This window comes from Veronia pacifica (genome assembly GCF_001707825.1).
GTDB classification, from domain to species: Bacteria; Pseudomonadota; Gammaproteobacteria; order Enterobacterales; family Vibrionaceae; genus Veronia; species Veronia pacifica.
Genome location: NZ_LYBM01000032.1, coordinates 37174 through 63050, shown reverse-complemented (window position 1 = coordinate 63050; position 25877 = coordinate 37174). Strand labels below are relative to the sequence as shown.

Annotated in this window: 18 protein-coding genes and 1 pseudogene; 6 read left to right on the top strand and 13 right to left on the bottom strand. The window is 47.8% G+C overall.

The annotated features are described in order from the left end of the window. From A8L45_RS16180 to fabB, 5 genes are all read right to left on the bottom strand, one after another. The coding region (locus tag A8L45_RS16180) for a hypothetical protein (protein WP_139122401.1) at window positions 1-1523 on the bottom strand (1523 nt) is incomplete at its 3' end. After that, complete coding sequence (locus A8L45_RS16175) at window positions 1433-3934, bottom strand: FimV/HubP family polar landmark protein (protein WP_175402002.1); 2502 nt, start codon at window positions 3932-3934, stop codon at window positions 1433-1435. The genes A8L45_RS16175 and A8L45_RS16180, both read right to left, overlap by 91 nt. Window positions 3935-4098: 164 nt before the next feature. Then, on the bottom strand, window positions 4099-5112 hold the full coding sequence (locus tag A8L45_RS16170) for an aspartate-semialdehyde dehydrogenase (RefSeq protein ID WP_068904149.1): 1014 nt from the start codon (window positions 5110-5112) through the stop codon (window positions 4099-4101). Beyond that, on the bottom strand, window positions 5109-6251 hold the full coding sequence (locus A8L45_RS16165; protein ID WP_068904147.1) for a 4-phosphoerythronate dehydrogenase: 1143 nt from the start codon (window positions 6249-6251) through the stop codon (window positions 5109-5111). The genes A8L45_RS16170 and A8L45_RS16165 overlap by 4 nt, the downstream gene beginning before the upstream one ends. 270 nt (window positions 6252-6521) lie before the next feature. Beyond that, window positions 6522-7733 carry a beta-ketoacyl-ACP synthase I gene (gene fabB, locus A8L45_RS16160; protein WP_068904145.1) on the bottom strand — a complete coding sequence of 404 codons (1212 nt, stop codon included), beginning with the start codon at window positions 7731-7733 and terminating at the stop codon, window positions 6522-6524. Between the two features lie 125 nt (window positions 7734-7858). Here fabB and mnmC point away from each other — a divergent pair, with 125 nt between their 5' ends. After that, window positions 7859-9868: a bifunctional tRNA (5-methylaminomethyl-2-thiouridine)(34)-methyltransferase MnmC2/FAD-dependent 5-carboxymethylaminomethyl-2-thiouridine(34) oxidoreductase MnmC1 gene (mnmC, locus tag A8L45_RS16155; protein WP_068904143.1), complete on the top strand. Its 2010-nt coding sequence runs from the start codon at window positions 7859-7861 to the stop codon at window positions 9866-9868. Between the two features lie 95 nt (window positions 9869-9963). On the opposite strand, the gene A8L45_RS16150 is transcribed toward mnmC, so the two are convergent. Continuing rightward, window positions 9964-10230 (bottom strand): YfcL family protein, encoded by a 267-nt coding sequence (locus A8L45_RS16150; protein WP_068904141.1) that lies wholly within the window; start codon window positions 10228-10230, stop codon window positions 9964-9966. 56 nt (window positions 10231-10286) lie between these two features. Beyond that, window positions 10287-10810: pseudogene (locus A8L45_RS16145) on the bottom strand (elongation factor P hydroxylase). A gap of 228 nt (window positions 10811-11038) precedes the next feature. Here A8L45_RS16145 and A8L45_RS16140 point away from each other — a divergent pair. After that, the gene (locus A8L45_RS16140) at window positions 11039-11665 is read left to right on the top strand and encodes a trimeric intracellular cation channel family protein (RefSeq protein WP_068904139.1); all 627 of its coding nucleotides are present in this window, start codon (window positions 11039-11041) and stop codon (window positions 11663-11665) included. Between the two features lie 118 nt (window positions 11666-11783). Here the strand turns inward: A8L45_RS16140 and aroC are convergent, their stop codons facing one another. Next, window positions 11784-12869, bottom strand: a complete 1086-nt coding sequence (aroC, locus tag A8L45_RS16135) for a chorismate synthase (RefSeq protein ID WP_068904137.1) — start codon at window positions 12867-12869, stop codon at window positions 11784-11786. A gap of 283 nt (window positions 12870-13152) precedes the next feature. After that, window positions 13153-14085: a 50S ribosomal protein L3 N(5)-glutamine methyltransferase gene (prmB, locus tag A8L45_RS16130; protein ID WP_068904135.1), complete on the bottom strand. Its 933-nt coding sequence runs from the start codon at window positions 14083-14085 to the stop codon at window positions 13153-13155. 151 nt (window positions 14086-14236) lie between these two features. Here prmB and smrB point away from each other — a divergent pair, with 151 nt between their 5' ends. Continuing rightward, complete coding sequence (gene smrB, locus A8L45_RS16125; protein ID WP_068904160.1) at window positions 14237-14773, top strand: endonuclease SmrB; 537 nt, start codon at window positions 14237-14239, stop codon at window positions 14771-14773. Between the two features lie 55 nt (window positions 14774-14828). Here smrB and A8L45_RS16120 read toward each other — a convergent pair whose 3' ends face one another. Both A8L45_RS16120 and sixA read right to left on the bottom strand, forming a co-directional pair. Continuing rightward, the gene (locus A8L45_RS16120) at window positions 14829-16754 is read right to left on the bottom strand and encodes a hypothetical protein (RefSeq protein ID WP_068904133.1); all 1926 of its coding nucleotides are present in this window, start codon (window positions 16752-16754) and stop codon (window positions 14829-14831) included. Window positions 16755-17130: 376 nt separating this feature from the next. Further along, window positions 17131-17619: a phosphohistidine phosphatase SixA gene (gene sixA / locus A8L45_RS16110; RefSeq protein ID WP_068904130.1), complete on the bottom strand. Its 489-nt coding sequence runs from the start codon at window positions 17617-17619 to the stop codon at window positions 17131-17133. A 138-nt stretch (window positions 17620-17757) separates the two neighbouring features. Here sixA and A8L45_RS16105 point away from each other — a divergent pair, with 138 nt between their 5' ends. Beyond that, complete coding sequence (locus tag A8L45_RS16105) at window positions 17758-20532, top strand: insulinase family protein (RefSeq protein ID WP_139122400.1); 2775 nt, start codon at window positions 17758-17760, stop codon at window positions 20530-20532. A gap of 85 nt (window positions 20533-20617) precedes the next feature. Here the strand turns inward: A8L45_RS16105 and fadJ are convergent, their stop codons facing one another. Continuing rightward, window positions 20618-22747 (bottom strand): fatty acid oxidation complex subunit alpha FadJ, encoded by a 2130-nt coding sequence (gene fadJ, locus A8L45_RS16100; protein WP_068904129.1) that lies wholly within the window; start codon window positions 22745-22747, stop codon window positions 20618-20620. Further along, window positions 22747-24057 carry an acetyl-CoA C-acyltransferase FadI gene (gene fadI, locus A8L45_RS16095; RefSeq protein ID WP_068904128.1) on the bottom strand — a complete coding sequence of 437 codons (1311 nt, stop codon included), beginning with the start codon at window positions 24055-24057 and terminating at the stop codon, window positions 22747-22749. Before fadI ends, fadJ begins: the two co-directional genes overlap by 1 nt. A 442-nt stretch (window positions 24058-24499) precedes the next feature. On the opposite strand from fadI, the gene A8L45_RS16090 reads away from it, so the two are divergent. Together A8L45_RS16090 and A8L45_RS16085 are read left to right on the top strand one after the other, a co-directional pair. Then, entirely contained in the window at window positions 24500-25081 is a 582-nt protein-coding gene (locus A8L45_RS16090) for a sigma-70 family RNA polymerase sigma factor (protein WP_068904127.1), read from the top strand. Further along, entirely contained in the window at window positions 25068-25808 is a 741-nt protein-coding gene (locus A8L45_RS16085) for a DUF3379 family protein (RefSeq protein ID WP_068904125.1), read from the top strand. Before A8L45_RS16090 ends, A8L45_RS16085 begins: the two co-directional genes overlap by 14 nt. Window positions 25809-25877 lie beyond the last annotated feature (69 nt).

Below are 25877 nucleotides of genomic sequence, written 5' to 3'. Positions count from 1 at the left end.
TCCGGTTGCGCCAAATCGGATACTTCAGGGCTGTCCATGGCAGCCATCGGGATGTCAGATGTATTCAGTCCGACATCGTTTATACCCGGCTGATCGTCTCCCATTTCAGCGGCAGTAAAAGGCTCCAACTCAGCATCAAGAGCTGCGTCTTGTTCTGAATATTCCGGCAAATCGCTGAGATCAAAAGAACCTGCCTCTGAATCACTGCCCCCGGATATAAGCTCGGCGTCAGACATTTCAGTCTCTGACATCTCACCATCAGAAACGGCATCAGCTAACGCCGCGGCTTCATCATATTCTGGTAAATCAGTCAGATCCGGAGGTGATATATTGTTCTCTGCCCCAGCCGCATTATTGTTCGTCGCACCATCATTGAGGAAATCATTCAGATCATTAATGACTTTTGCATCAGACGCATAAGCCTCTTCGGTTTGCGCCTGTGCGATTGGCGATGAAGAGTCAATCTCGTGATGTTGTTCATCGCCTTCAATAGATGTCTCTATAAGAGGTTCTGGTTGGCTATCCGTTAGATCTGCTGTTATGTCATGGTTATTGCCATCTGGAATCAGCTCTGCATTTGAGAGTTCCTCAGCTGAGCCGTTAATTTCAAATTCATTCAGGCTATCCGGCTCACCTGTACTTTCAGTGCTCTGCAATATCTCTTCAGAGTCTGGGTACGATTCAGGTGACTCGAGAGTTACGCTAGGTGAATCTGTCTCAGTGAAACTGTCCTCAACGATTGCCGAGTCCTGATTGTTGAAAGCCGCCTCACCATCAGATTCAATCGAACCTGCATCGGGTATTGTCTCTGATAATGAGTCAGACGCTTGTAAAGTATCGTCCTCAACATATGGAGCTTCAGATACGACGTCAGGTGACTCCTCAATACCAATATCAGCAGATGGCGTGATATCATCAATTGAATACGATGACTCCACCGCAGCACTGTCAGATCCCCACTGAGCAGAGTCTTCTGGTGGCGAAACAGTGTCGTCGAGAGCCATCATAGTCTCTGGCGTCATCCCATCTGCCGAAGCTGATTCAGACTCAGTTATTGCGTTATCTGATGGCGTATCGACAACCGCACTCTCGTCCAGTAATGTGTCAAAATCTAAACCACCCGCATCCGCCATGTCGGCGTCTACAGCATCAGCGGTTATGCTGCTATCTGAGGCCTCAGTATTACCATCGAATGCGGTATCATCAATAGACGTTGAATCTATATCACCCAGCGATGGCGTCGACTCATCGGGCATTTCCGTGAGCGCGCTGTCAAGATCAGTAGGGACGTCGAGATTGGCTTCATCATCAATATCGAGTGTATTGTCGATGTCTAATGCGTTATCAATATCCAATGCACTGTCGATATCTAACGCACTGTCAATATCAAGTGAACTATCGATATCAAGCGAATTGTCTACCGAGTCAGGGTTTACAGAGAGCGAAGGTTCAGCACTAAAATCAGCATCACCTTCCCCCATATCAACCACTGGTGAAGTCGCAAGCGCTTCAAGTTCATCCATGGGGTCGGCTTCAACCGAGGGCTCTGCCAATGGATCAATATCATTGTCTCCGACCAGCTCATCAACAAAGCGTCTGTTTCGCTGAGATCGACACTTTGCTCTGGCTCAGGCACAGTATCGACGACGTCGGTGAGAAGATCATTGGCATCAATACTCTGATCTACCAGTTCTGACTCGTCAAAGTCATTACCGTCAAGCATCTCATCAAGTAAGGCGTCGCCAGCGAGGTTAATATTTTCTTCAGGCAGTGAGAGGTCGCCTGCATCATCAACAGCAGCCATGTCCAGAGGCATGCCATTTTCATCGATATGTTCATTATCGAGTAGTTCGTCCAGAAGCGCATCGCTTTCACCAATACTGGCGTCGGTAGCATCGGCTGAGTCAGTGTCACTGTCGACCGCCGACAGTGACATCTCCGGCTCCGGGGAGGGGGTCTCTCCCATCATTTCATCTATCAGGGCATCACTGGCATCCTGTGATATCGGCATCTCAGGCTCTGGGGCGGCACCTCCACCCATCATTTCATCTATCAGGGCGTCACTGGCATCCTGTGATATTGGCGCCTCTGGTTCAGGAGAGTCTAATGAGAGATCGATGTCTTGCGTCAAATCAACCTCTGGTTCACCCTCCATGACATTATCGAAGAGAGCGTCATTTGTCTCAGCTGCCGGCTCTTCCTGACCGGGAGCTGACTCACCACCCTGAGCACCATCAAGAAGCGCATCAATATCATCGACTGCGTCATCACCTTCTGTAAGCGACTGCTCCCACATTGCAGCAAGCGCCTCATCAGGACTGAGCTCTGCTTCTTCAGCTGGAGCTGCCATTTCATCCAATGACTTCTCCATATCCTCAAGACCAATAGCATCATCGGAGCTTGCCGCCACATTGAGATCAGGGTTCATCGCCAGATCTGGGTCAGCCATCGCCATATCCAGATTGTCAGCAACGTTCATGTCTGGCTGTTGCATGACATCAGGTTGAGCCATTGCGTCAGGCTGCGGGAAGGCATCAGGGGCAGGCATGTTATCAAAGCCCTGAGGCTGCGCATTCGGGTCGAACGCCTGCTGGTTGTCAAAACCTTGTTGCTGATTATCAAAGCCCTGCTGATTGTTGAAGGCCTGATCTATCATCGGCTGCTGAGCGACAGCGGCAAGATCGAGCCCATCGTTTTCAAGTACCAGCTCGTCAGTGTCTCCCAACCCAAGATCCGGGTCTGCTGTCATTGCCGGTAATTCAAGATCATCAAATCCATCCGGCTCAGCTACTGGCTCGGCCTCTTTTCTGCTTCGGCGATACAAGATAACGGCAAAAATAGCGATAATGACCAGCGCTGGTAATACGCCCATGGCGATGAGCACTGCAGGATTGTTAGCAAGCCATTCCCATGTGTCTTCCTTGGCTTCCGCTTCTGCGGCCTCACGCAGCTTGCGCTGGGTGGCAAGGAACGACTCGATTTCTGTGGTCAGTTCCTCGTCATAGGTCAGTTTTTCCTTCAAGGCACTCAGTTCACCCTGCACTTCGGCAAGGCGAACTTTCAGAATATGGTTGCTCTCAAGCAATCGACCCACTTCAACATCATTGGTATCTATCTGATTTTTCAATGAGGATAGATCGGGTTTTGGCGGTGTTGTTGTCGATGCTTTGATCTCAGCTTCAGGCTCTGTAGCGGCGTCTGTCGTGACCTTGCTTACTTCTGAGGAGGTGTTCTTATCCTCATTACCGGGGGCGTCATTGGCAGCTGGCGTTTCTGGCTGTGTATTGGGGGTAGGCGCTGTTGCAGTTTGATTACTTGATGAAGGCGAAGCAACTGGCTTTGGTGGCGTGACTGACGAACGAACATTCTGGGTTCTGGGTGTTGTCGATGGCTCAGGTTGAGCAGGCGTCACTGCAGGCGTTGGGTTAGATACGGGAGACCTAAGGGCCTGACGCTCGGCTGCTTTTCGTGCCTCATCAGCATTAAGCCTCAGCACGACGGATTCGGTCTGTTCGCGGCGAATCTCGCTATCAGAAGGCATTCTTAACACAGATCCCGGGATAAGGCTGTGAATATTCTCGTTTTCAAATGCTGTCGGATTCAGCCGAAATATTGCACCCAGTGTCTGATAAATAGTGACTGAGTTGTCAGGACGGTAACGGGTGGCGATAGCCCAAAGCGTGGTGCTGCCATCGGCAGGCACGTTGACAAGCGGACGGTCGGGGTTCGCCGATCTGGTCGGCTGTGTGTTTCGCGCACTGCCAGAAAACGACTCGTTGTTTGGGCCGATGATTCTGATCTCTGCGTGTGCAGTAAAGGCGGTGAGGAGGAAAAGCACTAAAATCGAAGACAACCGCACTTTTTTGCTAGTAAAACCACTTTTTTTCAATGTAAAGGTTCGCTTCATACCAGTATTAAACTCTGCGTCAGACACTGCCAACATCCCGTTTGGCAGAAATTTGGCGTTTTCGTGATATATCTTTAACTATATCGGATGGCAGGATGAAAACTGAAATACAAAAAACGAAAACTGTATTTTTGTGATCGCACAACTGTTCATAAAGCATAACGCATGGAACGGTTGTGCGATGAGAGAGATCACAGATAGTCGCGGATAAGAAGCTCTGCAATCTGTACCGAGTTGGTTGCTGCGCCTTTTCTAACGTTATCAGCAACTACCCAGAGGTTAAGTCCGTTTGGATGGCTGATATCGTTACGAATACGGCCGACCATCACATGGTCTTTACCTGTCGCATCTTTAACCTGAGTTGGGTAATCCTCATTGGCGAACACTTCAACGCCTTCGGTCTGAGATAGCAAAGCCATCGCTTCAGTCGCATCGATAGGTTGTTGGCATTCTACGTGAACTGCCTCTGCATGGCCGTAAAAAACAGGGACACGGACACAGGTAGGGTTTACAGCAACACTGTCATCACCCAATATTTTCTGGGTTTCCCACACCATTTTCATTTCTTCTTTGGTGTAGCCATTGTCCATAAACTGGTCAATGTGTGGCAAACAGTTAAAGGCAATCTGTTTTTTGTAGACATCCGGCTCAGCTTCCTGACTATTCAGCAGTTTTACTGTCTGGCCTGCCAACTCATCCACACCTGCTTTGCCGGAACCGGAAACAGACTGATAGGTCGCCACATTAATACGCTCAATCCCTGCTGCATCATAGATAGGCTTTAATGCCACCAGCATTTGAATTGTCGAGCAGTTCGGATTGGCAATAATGTTTCGGTTGCGGAAGTCTGCAATTGCATCAGGGTTAACTTCAGGCACCACCAGTGGAATGTCATAGTCGTAACGGAAGCGTGACGTGTTATCGATAACAATCACACCCTCATCGGCAGCAACAGGAGCCCAGCGATCTGACGCATCCGAGCCTGCAGAAAACAAGGCAATTTGAACCAGGCTCCAGTCGAAGCTCTCGACGTCCTGCACCCTAACAGACTTACCGTTGAAACGAATGGTTTCACCCGCACTCCGCTCGCTGGCTAGCAAGTGAAGGTTACGAACGGGGAATTTACGCTCTTCCAGTATTTCAACAATGGCACGGCCAACAGCGCCTGTCGCACCTAATACCGCAATATCGAATTCTTGTGTCATGCTTGTTCCTCTACCGTAAAGCCTAACTTTGCGAGCGACTCTACCCCAAACGAGGCCTGACCTGCTACCGTAATTGCACTGTACTCCCGACGATCACGATAATTCTTTCTCAAGCGGTCAAAAGTTGTGCGATGCAAGCAGGGTTCCGCCATCTCTCGCCGAAATTCACTGTCGTCTCGACGAATATCGTACACCATCTGGCATAGCGCCATCAGATCGGGGTTTTCCCACTGTCGGCTCAACGTCAAAGCAGGAAACGGCGCTGTTGGCAGCAAGGAGGAGGGATCGGCGCGCAGGGGGTTATCAATCGATTCACAGAAACTGTTGAAAATCATGGTCGTACCCCGGGCTTTGCCTTCAAGGCCGTAACCAGCAATATGTGGTGTAGCAAAGGCCAACAGGGGCAGCAATGACATATCCACTTCCGGCTCATGCTCAAACACATCAAGCACAGCGGTTAATGCCTGCGTATTGAGTGCATGTTTAAGATCATCATTACTGACAATCGGGCCACGGGCGGCGTTAATCAGTATTGCACCGGGTTTTAACCGAGCTAATCTCTCTTTGTTCATCAGATGATGCGTTTTATGCTCACCCTCTTTGGTCAGTGGAGTATGAATTGTCAATACATCGCACTGCTCTATCAGCGTGTCCAGTGAGTGAAATGGCCTTTGGTCTCCCTGCGACGCCTTTATCGGGTCACACAACAGATATTTAATCCCCAAAGCATCCAGACATCCCGCCAGATAGGAGCCAACTTGTCCGGCACCAACAATGCCGACAACCCGATTGGTGAAGGTAAAGCCCTGCTGTTGCCCCAACACCATGAGAGCGCTCAAGACATACTCTGCCACACCAACCTTGTTACATCCGGGCGCTGCAGTGAACGTAATCCCGCGCTCACTCAGCAGGGCCTGATCGACGTGGTCCATCCCAGCTGTGGCCGTGCCGACAAAAGTCAGTTGATTGGCCTTTGATAGCAAGGCTCTGTTCACCCGAGTCACAGAACGAATCATTAGGGCATCAATACCAACGAGATCGTCGGCCGTCAGATCACGGCCGGGTTTAGCAATAACCTCTCCCAGTTGACCAAATAACGCTTCGGCATACGGCATATTTTCATCAATCAGAATTTTCAAATTTCGCTCCATCACCTTTTGATTCTGTAAGGTATTCTACGTTTTTATCGTCAAGTTAAAACGAAAAAACCCGGCCGAAGCCGGGTAAATCCAGGACCTGAATAGCTTAAAACCAGCTCTCAATGGAGATAAGCCGTGTTTGATTGACTCGCCAGATGGTCTCTGACCTGTCATCCCTGGAAACTGGCGAGGGTTTTTAGCCCTCAGGTCTTACCGCAGTATCAACTGCAGAACAGGCATAATTGCATCCGTGCCCTTATTTAACCTTGATTAACCTTCATATTTTTGGAAGACCAGCGTAGCGTTGGTTCCCCCAAAGCCGAAGCTGTTTGACATCACTGTCTTGAGCGGTTGTTCACGCATTTCGGTAACAATATCCAGCCCGGCTGCAGCTTCATCAGGCGTATCAACGTTCACACTCGGCGCGATGAAACCATTCTCCAGCATCAAGGTCGAATAAATCGCTTCATGAACACCCGCGGCACCCAGTGCATGGCCTGTCATCGCTTTTGTCGCTGAAATTGCCGGGCTGTTGTTACCAAAAATTTCCTGAATGGCACCGAGCTCTTTCACATCTCCGACCGGCGTCGAGGTGCCGTGAGTATTGATGTAATCAACACCTTCAACATTCTGCATCGCCATGTTCATACAACGCACCGCGCCCTCACCAGACGGTGCAACCATGTCAAAGCCATCAGATGTCGCGCCATATCCGACGATCTCGCCATAGATTTTCGCACCACGGGCCAGCGCATGCTCAAGCTCTTCAATGACCATCATGCCGCCACCACCGGAGATCACGAATCCATCACGGTCAGCATCATATGTACGCGAGGCTTTTTCTGGTGTTTCATTATATTTCGTCGACAACGCACCCATGGCATCAAACATCATGGTCAGGGTCCAGTCTAATTCTTCACCGCCACCAGCAAAGACAATATCTTGTTTACCCAACTGAATGAGCTCAAGTGCGTGGCCGATACAATGCGCAGATGTTGCGCAAGCTGAACTCATGGTGTAATTGACACCACGGATTTTAAAAGGCGTCGCCAGACAGGCTGAGACCGTTGACGACATGGTTCTTGGCACCATGTATGGACCAATGCGCTTGACACCTTTTTCACGCAGGGTGTCTACGGCAATGGCCTGATTAACTGAAGATGCACCACCTGAGCCTGCAACCAGGCCAGTACGGTCATTCGATACCTGATGTTCTTCCAGACCTGCATCTTCAATAGCTTGTTCCATTGACAGGTAGGCAAATCCTGCTGCGTCACCCATAAAACGCATTTTTTTTCTGTCGATATGATCGGCAGGATTCAGTTTGAGGTCACCCCAAACATTGCTACGTAGTTTCATGTCTGCGAATTGCTGAGAGAACGAAATCCCTGATTTCCCTGCTTTCAGCGATTCCAGCACTTCCTTCACGTTGTTACCTATGCTGGAAACAATTCCCATACCTGTAATTACGGCTCGTTTCATCATTTTTCCCTACACGTCTAGTTCGCAGTGATAATAGCGGGTTTGCTGTTCTTAAGTGGTCAGCTTTCATCTTTACCGCTACAATTCCCTGCCCCACTTACTGTGATATTTTTGAAGGCTAGCCTGTGACAAACCCTCGCATTGAACACGCCCAGATCCACTGGAATGAAGCTGGAACGCCCGTCTCTAATAATTTTGACGATGTGTACTTCTCAAATGCCAATGGACTGGAAGAAACACGTTATGTGTTCTTGCAACAAAACCACCTACCCGACCGCTGGCGTCATTTTGAGCGTCCCCGCTTCGTCATTGCTGAGACTGGTTTTGGTACTGGCCTGAACTTTCTGGCCGTGTGGCAATGGTTTGAGACGTTCCGCACTCAACATCCCGATGCCGCAGTCCATCAATTGCACTTTATCAGTTTTGAAAAGTACCCAGTCTCTGTCGATGATCTCGTGAAAGCTCATGCCTCATGGCCAGAACTTGCTGAGTACGCAGCAGAGTTACGCAAATTCTACCCTGCAGCAGTGCAGGGCTGTCATCGTCTTGTTCTGGCGGATGGCATGATCACCTTAGACCTTTGGTTTGGTGACATCAAAGACGCATTGCCGCAAGTGTGGACTAGTTCTGACGGTATCATTGATTGTTGGTTCCTTGATGGTTTTGCACCAAGTAAAAACCCAGAAATGTGGAGTAGCTCTCTGTTTGAAGGCATGGCGAGACTTGCAAAAAGGGAGTGTACTGTCGCTACTTTTACCGCGGCTGGATTTGTCCGTAGAGGCCTGATTGATGCAGGTTTTACTATGAAAAAGGCAAAGGGGTTTGGTACAAAAAGGGACATGCTGGTCGGTGAAATGCAGACCAGAATTAACGTAAAGACTCAGGATCCTTGGTATCACAGACAGCCTGCCAGTCATTCAGATGATATTGCAATTATTGGCGGTGGTATCGCCAGTGCAGCTCTCGCGCTCTCGCTAGTAAAACGTGGTAAAACCGTTCATCTATATTGCTCGGATAATGAAGCAGGTCAAGGCGCTTCCGGTAACCGTCAAGGCGCGGTTTATCCATTACTCAACGGCAGTAATGATGCCCTTAGTCGTTTCTTTGCCCCCGCATTTTTATTTGCCCGGCAATTTATTGATCAGGCAGCGGAGAAGGCAGAGTTTCAGCATGACTGGTGCGGCGTCACTCAACTCGGCTGGGATCAAAAGAGTGCCGAAAAGCTGCAAAAAATGCTGAAGGGTGATTTCCCAACTGCACTTCTTACTGAGCTCAGTCACGAACAAGTTCTAGAAACCACAGGCCTTGAGACTGGCCATGCCGGTGTCAGCTATCCGCTGGGAGGATGGCTTTATCCGCAGCAACTGACCCAGCAACTTCTCCGACTGGCGGGAGAGAAAGGACAACTACATTGCCACTACAACAAAAACATTCTGTCGCTGGTAAGGGAAAATGATGGCTGGAATCTTGAGACAGAGAACAAAACGTATTTCCATCGCACAGTAGTGGTTGCTAATGGTCACCGATTTAGTCAATACCCGCAGACCCAGCCTATTCCTGCTTATTCCGTCCGTGGTCAGGTTAGTCATATCGATACAACGGCCTCGTTGAGTAAGCTGAAAACTGTCCTTTGCTACGATGGTTATCTGACGCCAGTTAACCCTCATACCGGCACACACTGCATAGGCGCAACCTACAGCCGAAATGATGAAGATATGTCTTTCAACGATAGTGATCAGGTAGACAACCGTGAACGTCTTATCAATTGCATCAACGCTGACTGGCCAAACGAGATCGACACCGATCATGGTGCTGGAAGGGTGGGAATCCGATGCGCCAGTCGTGACCATCTGCCCTTTGTCGGCGATGTCTGCGACTTTGAGGCCGTGTGTGCGCAATATCAGAATCTAAGAGACACTAGAGAAGATGCAGAGCCTGTACCGGTTTACTCTGGGCTTTACAGTCTATTGGCACTTGGTTCGAGAGGACTCACCTCTGCACCACTTATTGGTGAGTTGCTGGCTTCACAGATCTGTGGCGATCCACTGCCTCTGCCCGTTGACGTCCTCAACGCACTCCATCCGGGAAGGATGTGGGTCAGAAAGTTGCTAAAGGGGAAGCCTGCTGTTTCGTGAATGAATAAGCGTAGATAAGCAAAAAGGCGCTTCTGCGCCTTTTTCATTTGCCTTTAGAGCTCACCTTCGTCAGATAGGTTAACCTCTTTGACAAATTAACCGATAGCATCCTGAAGACGTTGCCAAAGGTTAGCAACAATACTCTGGTCAACCGGGCTCAGCTCACTGGCATTATCTTTCAGGCTTTTTGCCACCCTTATCTTTAACGAGAAGATATCTTCTTCACCGTCCTGTTCGCAGTCCGCAGCTGCCAGAGAAATATGTCCACGCAGATAACCACTGGCGAACAACTCATCATCTGACGCGGTTTCTACCATCTCGTCGATCAACTCGAGGATTTTCTCTTCATATTCTTCGATCATCGGTCTTTAAAGCCTCTTGGACTGTCATTATTCAGATTACAAGCTCAGCGTTTCGCTCAGCTTTCAAACGATTCAGGTGCTAATGGCGCAATATCATAAAACGCTCTCAGTGCATCTGAAAATATTTTTGCTCTGGGTGGCATACCTTCGCTGAGGTATACCAGCACCTGTTCTCTGACTTTGCGAGTAAAACCCGCTCTGTCTGGCTCAATACCGCTGAGATTGTCACAGCTTACCTGAAAACGAAATCCACAGCTTGCCGACAGAATCCATTCAACCGCCTGTGGTTTCACTTCCACTTTCTCAAACTCTGCCTGAGTCTTATCATCACGTCATCCGGATGATACCAGTAACCATAGTCTTCCAGCAGCCGACGCTGCGGGCCTGCAATGCACCAGTGCGCGACTTCATGAAGGGCTGATGCATAAAAACCACGGGCAAAAATTATTCTGTGGTGGCGATGCTCTTCACTGGCAGGAAGATAAATCGGCTCGTCGCCACCAAGCAATAACTCTGTATTGTGAGATGGCATAAATGTCTGATTAAAAACGCTGATCAGGTGGTTATAGTCGTGATTCATCAATGTAATGGATAAGTTAGGATTAACACATGATTTTCAGCCGCGCATTGTACCCTGACAGAGGCATTTTGTCGCCGTTAGAGGCAGATTTCCCCACTCGCCAACATGTTTAATATGCATGAATCAAATTAATGCATAAAGTGTTAACATTTCATTGGATAGCGATATAAATCGCATTTAAACTGCCAACATTGTCTACTAACACCATAACCGAAAAGAATCATTACCATGCTGCTGACCATACTTTACATCATAGGTATCACTGCTGAAGCCATGACAGGCGCATTGGCTGCTGGCCGTAAGCATATGGACTGGTTTGGCGTTATGCTGGTTGCCAGTGCAACAGCGATTGGCGGCGGCACTGTGCGTGATATTCTTCTCGGTCACTACCCACTTGGGTGGGTAGAAAACCCACATTATCTGATGATCACCTGCGTTGCAGGTGTGATCACAACCTGTATGGCTGGCTGGGTAGCAAAAAATCATAAGTTCTTTGTTTCCATGGACGCATTGGGCCTGATTGTATTCAGTATCATTGGCTGTCGTGTCGGCATGGATATGGGGCTCCCTGCTTTCATCTGTGTAGTATCAGGATTGGTCACAGGTGTTTTTGGCGGACTGCTGCGGGACCTTATCTGTCGTCGTCCGCCCATGGTGCTCCACAAAGAGCTCTACGCTTCTGTCTCTTTTTTGGCGGGCTGGATGTACTGGGCGATGATGCACTACGGCATAAATGAGCTTATTGCGACTGTCAGCACCTTGGTGGTCGGTTTTTGCTTCCGTATGGCGGCGGCTAGATTTGGCTGGAGCCTGCCCGTTTTTCGCTTCGATGCAGAGCCTGAAAACAGTCACTGACTATATCGATTAGCTGGCCATATATATCTGCGCATAGCCATCCAGTAAAAAAAGAAAAAGCCGCTTTATGCGGCTTTTTCATTATTAGTAGCCCAAAGAAATAAGCGTGTCAAAACCACTAAATCTTTGGGGTATCAGTTACTACGCCAGCATTTTGTGCCCGGTGACGCAGCAGGTGATCCATAAGAACAATGGCGACCATGGCTTCAGCAATCGGCACAGCTCGGATCCCCACACATGGGTCATGACGACCACGAGTGACGACATCAACCGTCTCACCATCAACATTGATGGTTTCACCCGGTACCGTAATGCTTGAGGTAGGTTTAAGCGCAAGATGAGCGACAATATCCTGTCCGGTAGAAATGCCTCCCAGCACGCCACCTGAGTGGTTAGACTTAAAACCGTTCGGGGTCAGTTCGTCGCGGTGTTCACTGCCACGCTGTTTGACCACATCAAACCCGTCACCGACTTCTACCCCTTTAACCGCATTGATCCCCATCAACGCATAGGCAATATCAGCATCAAGGCGATCAAAAACAGGCTCACCCAGACCGACCGGTACATTTTCAGCAACGACAGTCAGCTTAGCTCCAACTGAATCACCCTCTTTTTTCAGCTTGCGGATCAACTCGTCCAGCGCATCAAGCTTGTTCACATCAGGACAGAAGAATGGGTTTTCCTCCACCTGATCCCAGTCAACCTGATCGATAGTGACATCGCCCATCTGAGAAAGGTAAGCACGCACCTCAATGCCGAATTGCTCTTTGAGGTATTTTTTGGCAATGCCACCAGCAGCAACACGCATTGCTGTTTCACGTGCTGAAGAGCGGCCACCCCCACGATAATCACGAATCCCATACTTCTGGTGATAGGTGTAATCAGCATGACCGGGACGGAACCGATCAGCAATTTTTGAATAGTCTTTCGATCTTTGGTCGGTATTTTCAATCATCAGACCGATGGAAGTACCTGTGGTTTTACCTTCGAAAACACCAGACAGAAATTTTACTTCATCAGCTTCACGGCGCTGAGTAGTGTACTTTGATGTACCAGGGCGGCGGCGGTCGAGGTCGACTTGCAGATCGGCTTCATTGATCTCCAGCCCCGGAGGACAGCCGTCAATGATACAACCCAGCGCCAATCCATGACTCTCACCAAACGTGGTTACCCGAAATACTTGTCCTATTGTATTGCCTGCCATTACTTCCCCTGTTTTAAGCCACTCACAACAGCAAGTAGCTCTGTTCAATCAAAATCTGACTGTTAATGAACCATATCAGGAGAGGATAAGCAAAGTAATTTTGCACAACACTCTGTTAACACCTTGTCATAGCCAAGGATGCGTTCCAAAAGTAGTGAATAACAGGGGGTGATTCGGCACTAGAGCAGTGAGGTGATATTTTCTATAGTTTGCGAGGGCTAAGGGTGAAGCAACAACCGTCACTTGTGTACGATTGTTGCTTTTCTATCTGTTGGCTTCTGGCTCAGTCTTTGTAAAGTTTAAACTGCTCAGATACGCTGATAAGGTCTCGGTAAGTCATCATAAATACGCCATGACCTCCATGTTCAAACTCAAGCCAGGTAATCGGCAAGTCTGGGTATTGTTGCTCAACATGGATCATTGAATTGCCCACTTCACAAATCAGTACGCCCTGCTCAGTCAAATAATCTGGCGCGTTGGCGATGATGCGGCGCATCAGCTTGAGGCCATCACTTCCCGCAGCCAGACCCAGCTCAGGCTCATGACGAAACTCATCCGGCAACGCATCCATATCTTCCTGGTCGACATAAGGAGGATTGCTGACAATCAGATCGTACTTGTCTTTTGGCAGATCGCGGAACAAGTCTGAGCGAAGCGGAATAACCTGTTGCTCCATGCCGTGATCCTGAATATTAATTTCAGTCACTTCAAGCGCATCAGCGGAGATATCTACCGCATCCACTTCCGCTTCAGGGAAGGCGTAGGCACAAGCTATGGCAATACAGCCGCTTCCCGTGCAAAGGTCCATAATGCGTTTAGGTTCAACAGGCAGCATAGGCGCGAACTGATTTTGGATCAGCTCACCAATTGGCGAACGAGGAACCAACACCCTTTCATCAACGAAAAACTCCAGCCCACAGAAGTAAGCCTTGTTAGTGAGGTAGGCTACTGGTGTACGCTCATTGATCCGACGAACAACACGCTCGACAATACGATGACGCTCGCTGGTTGTCAGGCGAGAAAAACGGGTCTCCGCTGGCACGTCGATGGGCAGATACAAGGTAGGGAGTACCAACTGAACGGCTTCATCCCACGCATTATCCGTACCATGACCATAAAATAGGCCTGCGGCATTGAAACGGCTTACCGTCCAGCGCAGCATATCCTGAAGCGTCTGCAGTTCATTGACTACTTCATCGACAAAAATCTTATCCAAGGTGGCCTCCACTAGCCGTAACAATCGCTTTTACCCCATTCAGTATCATTTCACAGCCAAATAGATTCAAACATCACTCTGCGACAGCACAGTTGCCGCAACAGACAGAATTTGAGGTACAATGCCTGTATTGGTCGTTGGAATCCGTTTTATGAGTAAGAAAAACCCAGACTCTGAATTATATGATGACTTCTCACTGTTTCGAGAAGAGGTACAAGGCGTCAAAAAACTGCAGCAGGATACCATAAACCCGCCAAGACGCCAGATTAGCAAACAAACCAGAGAATCCTCTGGTGTTCGTCGCGCAGCGGATCACAGCTTCCACTTCTCCGATGAATTCGAGCCCCTTTTAAAGGAAGAGGGCCCGACGCAGTATGCTCGCAGCGACGTATCTAAATACGAGGTGAAGCGACTGCGACGCGGTGTTTATGTGCCTGATATATTCCTCGACATGCACGGTATGACTCAGCAGGAAGCAAAGCGGGAGCTGGGCGCGATGTTGGCTGAGTGTGTTAAAGAAGGCATTAGTTGTGCCTGTGTCATGCATGGCATAGGCAAACATATCCTCAAGCAGAAAGCACCGCTTTGGTTGGCACAACACCCCGACGTGATGGCTTTTCATCAGGCACCATTGGAATTTGGCGGTGATGGTGCATTATTGGTTCTGGTCGAGGTACAGGAAAAATAACCATACAGTATCTCGTCGCAAAAAAAGCCACCGATAGTCGGTGGCTTTTTCGTCATTAAAAGTCTTTAATTTCGGCACAGGCAAAGCGATATTTTTTATTCGCTTCAACAGCTAATGATGGACGTTTCCTCTTGCCATCACTCTCCCGCTGATAGGAATATGGGTTCGTCAATACCCTGAAATCACCTTTATGTGGATGATTTTCACCATCCTCCCGTATCATCAACACATCATTAGGTTTCGTTTCACGGAGGAAATTTTTTGCGCTGAATAAAAGTTTATACGCCGTATACTTTTTGGATTCTTCTGTACCATAGAGCGCCCCGATAAAGTCTGTGCCTGTCATTAGCCTCATGTTGTTGTTTCGACAGAAACGGGCAGCCACCTCTGGTTTCATCATTACGCCCTTAACGAATTTTGCTAAATATTCATTTGTATCTTCATCTGCATAGCTTATTTCAACTGCATCATAATGATCGTTATCGGCAGCCAAATCCTCTGCCGTAATTGGGCGGTGAATCCGGATCTTCGCTGATTTTTTGTTGGTCTTTAACCATCCTGTTGCAGCATATTCCCAATACCCCAAACGCCCTACACCTCGCTCAGGACTGTCAAGATTGATTCCACCTTTAACACCATGATAAATCGCAAGTTCTGTACAAAAATCTTCTGTTGTTATTTTATTTTCTTGTGTTCTTTCGATACATATATTGACTGGTTTACTTTGCTCATATGAGCGATTCCATCGTCCGCTAACACTCTTCCAGATATTGTGGAATGTCCACTCAAAGTCTCCTGTTCCATCAAAGTTTTCTGTTGAGGCCTGCGAGAATATACCGTCGGCCCTCACACCAATTCGACTAAAACCAGGAAAGTGTCTAAATTTTAGTGTTAACCCCGGGTAGATACTGAAAAACTTATTTATGTCGTCTAACTTTCTCGCTTCTTTCCATGTACCCATAGATGTATTATCCAGACGCCCGCTTACTGCCTCGATATGTGGGATATAGATTTTCTGACTGCTACCGACAAAATCTCCGGTTGAGCCATCTTTGTATCGAATTCGCACACGCATTTTCACTGTGATGGAGGGACCACTGGGATCTATCTCCTTTTGCCAGTTTTTATAAATCCCAGCAATCAATGCTCTGTCCACATTCAGCGCATTATTGTAAAAGCGAGCGTCAGGAATGGACTCCAGCTCGTATGTTTCCCCAACAATATGTGAACCAACGGGTTTCACTATTTCGCTATCAACCGTAATTGTCTGTTTGTCGAAAAAATAACCTTTTGTATGAATGTTATATAATCCAAACGGTCGGGTTTCGTTCTTGACACTGACTTTTTGGCTGCATTCTTTCTTCGATGTTTTCGGCAGGCCCGTTTTCGCTCTAGCTATAAGGCAAACGGATATTGTTTTGCCCTTAAGTTTTTCAGGGACTTCAAATGTGTGAGAGTTTGTTTGCAGGCCATTCCAGAAGATCTTCGTGTCTGCCTTATTTTCACTGTCACCGTCTCTGTCATAGTAGCGGTACGACAATGTGAGTGTCTCCCCCGGCAATACTTCACTGGGAGCCTTGCCATTACGCAAAATCTCAACTGAGGATACCTCAGGCGCTTTTCCTTCAATCCCTAGAAATACTTTCTTATCAGAGCACTGAGTTGCCTTTTTACGCTCGCTGTCCATAAGGCAGACAGATATTGTCTTGCCTTCATAAGACTTTTTAGCAAATAGCACTGTGCTTGTTGCTAGGTGAACAATTTTGCCATCAACGTACCATTGAAGATTTTTATCAGAGTGGATGTAAGGTACGTTTGCTTCGATAAATTCACCGTCAACTTGCCAGGATAATTTATCGGATTGGGTAGTGGGCTCTTTGGTTTTTCCCGTTTCAGGGCTCTCGCTGCCCCCCCCTCCGCCACCGCCACAGCCAATTAAAGAGGCCGCGATGATTGAAATAAGCGAAATCTTGTGAAACATCTTCTGTTACCTATACGACCCGATACTGCCAATTACGCCCTGAACAGCAAAAGGTTTTGATATTTACGCAATTCCTCCATGAATAAAACGCAGTGATATTCAGCTTAAAAAACAGCGTCCACAATATAAAAAACATCGTTCTTTTTATCAAGGTTTTTCGTTGGCTTTTTGAACAGCACAAGGCTTTGCAAGATGAAGGTGACTTAATTCGACTGTCAGTAATTAAATGGTTTTTACGCTGCGTAAATGAAGCGGATGGGTTTGATGAAAAGATATCCGCAAACGACCTGATGATACTCATATTCAGATCGTCTGGACGAAGAGCTTGGTGTGTTGAGCTGCCAGAATGGCAGCGGGTTCATTATGCCTAGTTGGATTACCGAGCGTTATTTAGTTTACCCGGGCTTTGCAACCAGAGGAGCTTACCCTTCTCAGTTTCCGGGTCATAGTCAACACAAGCGACCGCTGACGTTGAAAAAACAGGTGGCTGAATACCTAAGACCAGCTCAGATGTCAGATAGCCTACCAGGGGCAGGTGGGATACCAGAAGAATACTATCCGGCTTTTCAATACTGATCATCGCTCTCAGGTAATCGGCGACATCCTCACCGTCACCGTAAGGCGTGATCCCGTCGTCTGTGATCACTTTTCGTGGGGCAGGAAGATATTTTTCAGATACTTGCCAAGTTTGCTGAGCCCTTAAATATGGGCTTACAAGAACAGTATCGATGCCTTCTTTCAATTGAGAACTCAGCCAGTCTGCAATAATGGCAGTCTGTTCAGCACCATGCTCAGTCAAAGGACGTTGCTCATCGGATGCAGCGAAGGGTGTCGCCTCTCCATGGCGAAGGATATATATTTGCATACGGCAATAATCATCACATTACAACTAACAGGGATATGCTAGCAGTGAAATACATAATCGGGGAAGTGATTGTTTGCCTGTTTGCCAACCTCTCGTCATAATTGTCTGACCATATTTGCCAACCGTTGAAGGTGTCTTGTGCACAAAAGCCCAAATGATCACCGAGAATACCGCATTGTCACTCTGGCAAACGCACTCAAAGTACTGCTGATTCATGATGAACAGTCACCTAGAAGTGCAGCGGCGCTGACTGTCAATGTCGGCCATTTTTGCGACCCCGAAGACAGGGAAGGATTGGCACACTTTCTTGAACATATGTTATTCCTCGGTACAGAGAAATACCCCACCGTCGGTGAGTTTCAGTCATTTATCAGCCGACATGGTGGTAGCAATAACGCCTGGACCGGAACTGAAAACACGACGTTTTTCTTCGATATTCACCACAATTACTATGGCGAAGCACTGGATCGTTTCGGCCAGTTTTTCTCCGCACCTTTATTCAATGCGGAGGCCGTTGAGAAAGAACGTCAGGCCGTTGATTCTGAATACAAGCTCAAAATTCAGGATGATGTCAGGCGTATTTATCAAGTACAGAAAGAAACCATTAACCCAGCCCACCCTTTTGCCAAGTTTTCGGTCGGGAGTATTGATACGTTAGCGGATCGCGATGATAAAACGATTCGCGATGAGTTGATTGAGTTTTATCAGCAGCAATACAGTGCCAACTTAATGACTGCGGCACTGATCAGCCCCCTATCCCTTGATGATCTGGAAAAAGCGGCGACCCATTGCTTCGGTTCTATCCCAGATCACGGGAAAGAGCCGTTCCGATCACCAGAGCCTTATGTGCTTCCCGAGCAAATTGGTCAGATGGTCATTGTTGAGCCTTTGAAGGAGGTTCGTAAGCTCACTCTTGCTTTCTCATTGCCTGAAAACCGGCATCATTACCGCATCAAGCCATTGTCCTACATCGCCCACCTTTTAGGGTATGAGGGTCCCGGAAGCCTGATGTCGATGCTAAAGAACAAGGGATTTATTAATACTCTGTCAGCAGGCGGGGGAATAAGCGGCTCAAATTTCAGAGAGTTTGTCATCAGTATGAGTCTTACCGAGCTGGGTATGAGCCATATCGATGATATCGTCAGTTATGCTTTTCAAACCATCAACCTCATCAAACAACAGGGTCTTGATGAATGGCGATACGCGGAAAAGAAAGCGGTTCAGGAAATGGCTTTTCGCTTTCAGGAACCCTCTCGCCCTATTGATGCAGTGAGTCATCTGGTGATGAATCTGATGCACTATGAGCCTGAGGATGCCATGTATGGCGACTATATGATGGAGGGGTATGATGAGGAGCTAATCAATACCATGCTCTGTCATCTCAGCCCGGATAATCTTAGGCTGACTCTTATTGCTCAGGGATACCAGTACGACAAATTCGCTAAATGGTACAACACGCCTTACGCCGTAAAACCGTTCAGTGACGCTCAAAAGGAAAAATGGCAGTCAGCTCATATCTCTCCGGCTCTGGTGATGCCAGAGAAGAACCCTTTTATATCTTACCAACTCGAACCGCTGCCGCTGGAAGAGCCGGATCAATTGACGCCGCAAATGATTCAGGAATTACCGGGTTTCAGGCTCTGGCACTGTCAGGATAACGAGTTCAGGGTTCCTAAGGGCATGATCTATGTTGCCGTCGACAGCCCCCATTCGGTGTCTTCTGTTGAGAATATCGTCAAAAGCCGGGTCAGCGTTGAGATGCTGCTTGAATCCATCAATGAAGATGCTTATCAGGCAGAGATTGCTGGGCTGAGCTACAACCTTTATGCTCATCAAGGCGGGTTTACGCTGAAACTCAGTGGCTTTAATGAAAAACAACACCTGTTGCTGGCATTGATTCTAGAGAAATTCAAAGGCCGCAGTTTCAAGCCTGAGCGTTTTGATATTATCAAAACCCAGTTACTGCGTGGCTGGCGCAATTCGGCCCAGAACAAGCCTATAAGTCAGCTCTATAATGCGATGACGGGGATACTCCAGCCCAATAATCCTCCCTACTCTGCTTTGATTGAAGCACTGGAATCACTTGAAGTATCTGAGCTACCGCCGTTTATTGAGAAAGTGATGTCGGAGCTGCATGTTGAAATGTTCGTTTACGGCAACTGGCACCGGGAGAATACGCTTTCACTGGCTGAGACCATCAAGGATGCCCTGCGGGTTGATGAGCAGACCTATCAGGAATCGACACGGCCTCTGTTATTACTCCATCAGGCTGGTAGTCGAAGCTTTGAGTTCAACTGTGACCATCAGGACTCTGCTGTCATGGTCTATTTCCAAAGCCATGAGACAGGGCCAGAGAATATAGCCCTTTACACTTTTGCTCATCATCTGATGTCGTCTGTCTTCTTCAATGACCTGCGTACGAAGCAACAACTGGGTTATATGGTTGGGTCGGGTAACATGCCACTTAACCGACACCCTGGACTTATCTTCTATGTCCAGTCGCCATTGGCCGGCCCGAGTGTCCTGATCGATGCGATAGATGACTTCCTCAATGCATTTTTCATGATCCTACTAGAGCTCAGCGATGCTGAATTCCAGCAAAGTAAGCAAGGGCTGATCGCTCAGGTGGAAGAACCCGATGCTAATCTCAGGGCGAGATCTCAGCGCTACTGGATCAGTATTGGTAACAAGGACAATGAATTTTCCCAACGCAGAAAAGTAGCTGATACGCTCAAAAACATGCAGCGTTCAGATATGGTGAGGTTTATTGTCAACAAACTGAAACCAAGAACCTCTGATCGCCTCATCATGCACAGCTGCGGTTCCGCGCATCCAGATCAATGCTTAAATGACCCGAAAGGCAAACTCACTGATGTGCTGGCCTTTCGTGAGTCACGTTTAGAATCAGAATGATGTCTTGAACAATTCACTAAGATGCTAGACATAAAAAAGCCCCGAAGCGTATCTCGGGGCTTTTTTCGTTATGAATCAGAGTAGATTAATAGAATGTCTCTCCAGACTCTGCCATGGCGATGAGCTTCTCGCATGGCGCAAATCGATCACCGTATTTTTTACTGTGGTTTTCAAGCATCTCGACCACTTTCTTGATGCCCAAGGTATCCATATAACGGAAAGGACCGCCAAGGAAAGGAGGGAAACCAATACCGAAAATCGAGCCAATATCGCCGTCACGGGCAGACGCCACAACGCCTTCATCAAGACAACGGGCCGCTTCATTAAGCATCATCAGCGTACAGCGGATAGACAAATCTTTACCATCCATTTTGACCTGAGGAGTGATTTTCAGGATCTTATAGACATCTTTATCAACGGTTTTCTTTTTACCATTGTATAGATAAACCCCTTTACCACTCTTACGGCCCTTGCGTCCTTCCTCGATAAATGCATTGAAGATGTCTGGCGCTTTGAAACGCTCTCCAAGTTCAGCCGTCAGGATAGGGCCAATCTTCGCACCCACATCTATGCCTACTTCGTCGAGCAAGGTAACTGGCCCAACAGGGAAACCAAAGTCTACCAATGCATTATCAATGTGTTCTACCGGTTCACCTTCCAGCAACGTCATCGCCGCTTCGTTCATGTAAGGTGCAAGGATCCTGTTTACATAAAATCCGGCTTTGTCAGCGACAACAATCGGCGTCTTGCCTTGCTTACGTGCAAGTTTCACGACGGTAGAAATCGTCTCAGGTGAGGTCCCTTCATGTGAGATGACCTCAACCAGCGGCATTTTTTCTACCGGGCTGAAATAGTGCAGACCAACAATATTTTCAGGTCGGGCAGCATTCTGAGCGATTTGGTGAATAGGTAGCGATGAAGTATTGGTCGCGAAAATAGTATCTTCGCCCAATTCCTTCTCAATATCCGCGACCATGTTACGTTTGAGTTCCAGATCCTCAAATACCGCTTCAACCACCACGTTATTTCGCTTCATCCCCTGGAATGTGGTTCCAACAGAGATCTTGGACATTTGCTGCTGAACTTCTGACTTGCTGACGATGCGGCGTTTGCGCTTCTTGTCCAGCAGCTTGAAGTTGTACTGGAGTGCATTCAATGCACCATCATTGCTGACATCCTTAACATGAGCAGGTAATTTCGCTTTTGTCACAGAGACATGAGCAATACCCGCCCCCATCAAACCGCCACCAAGCACGTTCACACCAGTCAATGGTTTTGGCTCAGCGTCAGCGCCATTTTCTTTCTTCATCTCTGTCACAGCAAAGAAGATGCTGCGAAGTGCGGCAGATTCAGGCGTTCGAACGAGTTCACCAAAGCGTTTGGCCTCTTGAGCCAGACCTTTTTTCATGCCGTGCTCAAGCCCATGCTTGATCACTTCAAGAATCGCTTCTGTCGCAGGGTAATTACCCCGTGTCTTCTCACGGGTTTTCTTTGCTGCCTGATCAAAGACAAAGTTTCTGCCCAGACTATTTTTCGCCATTGCCCACTCTTTCCAGTCACCGCCTTTACGCTTAGGTTTTGACTTAAGCGCAAGCTCTTCGGCAATGTCGAGTAGCACTGACTTGGGCACACAGTCGTCGGCAACACCGAGTTTCTTGGCCTTCTTGGCGCGAAGTTGTTTCCCTGTAAGGATCATGTCCAGAGCATTAGCTACACCCACCAATCGTGGGAGTCGCTGGGTACCACCAGACCCCGGGAGCAGGCCAAGCTGTACTTCCGGCAGACCCAGTCGGGTTGCATCGTCGTCTGACACTACACGGCTGTGGCATGCCAGCGCCAGCTCAAGGCCACCACCCAGACAAGGGCCGTGAATGGCGGCAACAACGTGTGCAGATAAGGCTTCAAGTCTGGCAAATAATTCCTGACCACGACGGGCTAGCGTCTCCGCTTCTTCTGCGGTCTGACAAGCACTCAGCATTTTCACATCCGCACCAGCAATGAAGTTGTCTGGCTTACCTGAATAAATCACTAATCCCTTCAGGTCTTTTCGCGCTTCTAATGCAGTCAGCGCCTCACTCACCTCAGCATCGAAGGACGCCTGAAGTGTGTTCATCTTTTCACCCGGTACATCAATCGCCAGCCAGGCGACACCGTTATCAGCAAATCTCAGTGTGAAAGCGGATGTGCTTTCGCTTTGTTGTGCTACTTCTGTCATTACTCAGCCTCCAGAATCATTGCGGCACCCAAACCTCCCGCAGCACATGCGGTGTTGAGAGCCAGACCACCGCCACGTCTCTGCAGTTCACGCAGTGTCTGGGTGATCATACGCGCGCCCGTTGCGGCAAATGGGTGTCCGTATGCAATTGAGCCACCCAGCACGTTAAATTTGTCCATGTCTACTTCACCAATGGCACTGCTTCTGTTCAGCTCATCCTTGGCGAATTTATCTGATGCAAACATCTTGAGGTTAGCCAGTGTTTGAGCAGCAAACGCTTCATGCATGTCGATCAGAGTTAAATCAGATAATGTGAGTCCAGCCCGGTCAAGCGCAAGAGGCGTGGCATAAGATGGCCCCATCAGCATATCTTTTTCTACTTGCGTGGCAGTGAATGCAAATGAGCGAATGTATCCAATAGGCTCATAGCCAAGTTCTTTTGCACGACTCTCACGCATCAGCAGAACAGCTGCCGCGCCGTCAGTCAATGGTGTGCTGTTTGCTGCTGTCACTGAACCGTGTTTGCGGTCAAACGCAGGACGGAGTTTTTTGTATCCCTCGAGCGTTGAGTCCAAACGCACGTTGTTGTCTTTATCAAACCATTGTTTGTAGGGTTCAGGAAAAGCAGTCAGTACCTCATCGCGCACCAGACCGTCTTCCCATGCCTTTGCGGCAAGGCTGTGTGAACGGTGTGCGAGCGCATCTTGGTCTTCACGGCTAATACTGTGAGTTTTTGCCATTTGCTCCGCTGTTTGTCCCATAGAAAGGCCGGTTGAATATTCAGCAACCGCAGGAGGAACAGGCGCAAGATCTTTTAGTTTTAAATTGCTGAGCAACTTGAGACGCTTACTCAGGGTTTTTGCTTTTGATAAATCTAATAATGTGGAAGCGAGCTTTTTCGATACACCAATCGGAACAACAGAGGTCGTATCTGCGCCACCTGCCACACCAATATCAATGGTGCCAGCAACGATACTCTCCGCGACATTTGCTACAGACTGGAAGCTGGTCGCACAGGCGCGAGTCACACTGTATGCATCAGTTCCAATGTTCATACCTGTCCCGAGAACAATTTCGCGCGCAATGTTTGGCGCTTCTGGCATTTGAAGCACTTGGCCGAAAACAACCTGATCGATCAACTTGGGATCAATCTCGGTTTTGGTCAACAGTTCGCTGACCGCCATTTTTCCCAGATCAATCGCTGGTACATCCTTATAGGCGGTGCTCTGTCTGGCGAATGGTGTGCGAACGCCAGAGACTACTGCAATTCTCTCTCCCTGGCGGGTGGTCAGATTCTGTCGCTTGGTCATAGCTGCTCCTTAGCTGCTTATAAGAGGTCAGACCACCAAATACTAACCATTTTTTAATAAAAATAAAACATACGTTTGAATACAGTCTTCATTGTGAGACAAGACGCATTCGTTTGTCATATCGATTCATCATTATTATGTTGAATATTAACTATTTTATTATCTTATTTTGCACTGTCTCACATATGAAATCAGTTTATATTGGCTCTTTTTTTCGATACCCATATTGTTTGCAATTTAGTGAATATGTTATTCAGAGTATATTTTTACTTTCATGCGTTTTGTGCATTTTTAAAACAACATTGTTCTCATAATTACAACCCATCCAAAAAGCATGTCGTGTTTAACTACGCTGGGGAAAAGATACTAAACTCACTGGATGAGCTTTGGTTACTAGGGGGATTTATCACCTCTTTTCGGAGCCTTCGAGGAATGAAATGGAATGGCTATAAAAATTTTCGATAACTTGCGTAATAAAAAAGCACGTGAGAAAGTTTCCGAAGCCACTCATAAAGAAAAGCGCTATGAGGCGTTAGTCAGGGTCTGGCACAAGGACTTGTTCAGATACGCCTATTGGCTGACGAAAGATCGTAGTGTGGCTGAGGACTTGGTTCAGGAAACATGCCTGCGAGCTTGGCGCTCAATGGACAGTTTACAGGATGAAAATGCCGCGAAATCTTGGTTGATTACGATTTTACGCCGGGAAAATGCCCGCCGCTTTGAACGTAAACAACTTGAGCTGGTAGATATTGACGATCATCAGGTAGAAGCAGATCAGCTATCTGACGAGACAAAACTCGAGCATCAATGGTTACACAGACAGATCATGCGTCTGGCACCAGAATACAGAGAGCCTCTTGTTTTGCAGGTGCTTGCTGGTTATAGCGGAGAGGAAATTGCTAATATCCTCGACCTGAACAAAAATACCGTGATGACACGACTATTTCGTGCGCGCAGCCAGCTAAAAGATGTCATGGAGCAGCAAGAGACCGAGGCGGGAGGGAAACTGAGTGGACGAACTTGAATTTCGTCGACGTATTCTGGCGGATCCACAGGACAACAGTCCTGAGGTTCTGGAGATGCGCAAGGCTTCTGCATCAAATGAAAAGTTTCAAAAAGAGCTCGAGCAGTTTGATGAAATATTAGACGAAGCACTGCGTGTTGACGTTCCGGAAGACCTCGCAGATAAGATCATGTTTAAACATAAAAGCGAGATCGAGAAAAAACAGCTGAAACCTTCATTCAATATGTCTATCGCAGCGTCAGTTGCCTTTGTATTCGGCGTTGCCATTGGTCAATTTAACTGGTCGGACACTTTCTCCGAACCTTCACAGGATGTTGCGCAAACCAGCAAGAAAAGCCTCGGACAAATGGCGATCTCTCAGTACTACAAAGAGGTTGGCTTCTCAAAAGATAAGAATGAAAAGGCAACTCTTGAGCAGATCAACGCAAAGCTCTCCCCTTTTGGCGAATACTTTGATGCATTTCCGGGCAAAATAACCTTTGTCAATCATTGTAACTTTGGAGGACAGGGGCCCGCTTTGCACCTCGATATCATCACGGACGAAGGCCAAAAGATGACAATATTTATGGTGCCTCCGAGAGGGAATGTTCTGGAAGGCTTTGCTGATGATAAAATGAAAGCAGTGATTAAAGATTCCGCCAAGAACAGAGTGATTATCGTCGGCGATAAGGGAAGCGATATTGAGCCGGTAGCAAACGAGCTGGTTAAGCATATCAGGTCAATATGATGATGTACTTAGACCTGATCAATATTAAAAACGCCAGATGGCGTTTTTTAATATTCGATAAGACATAGC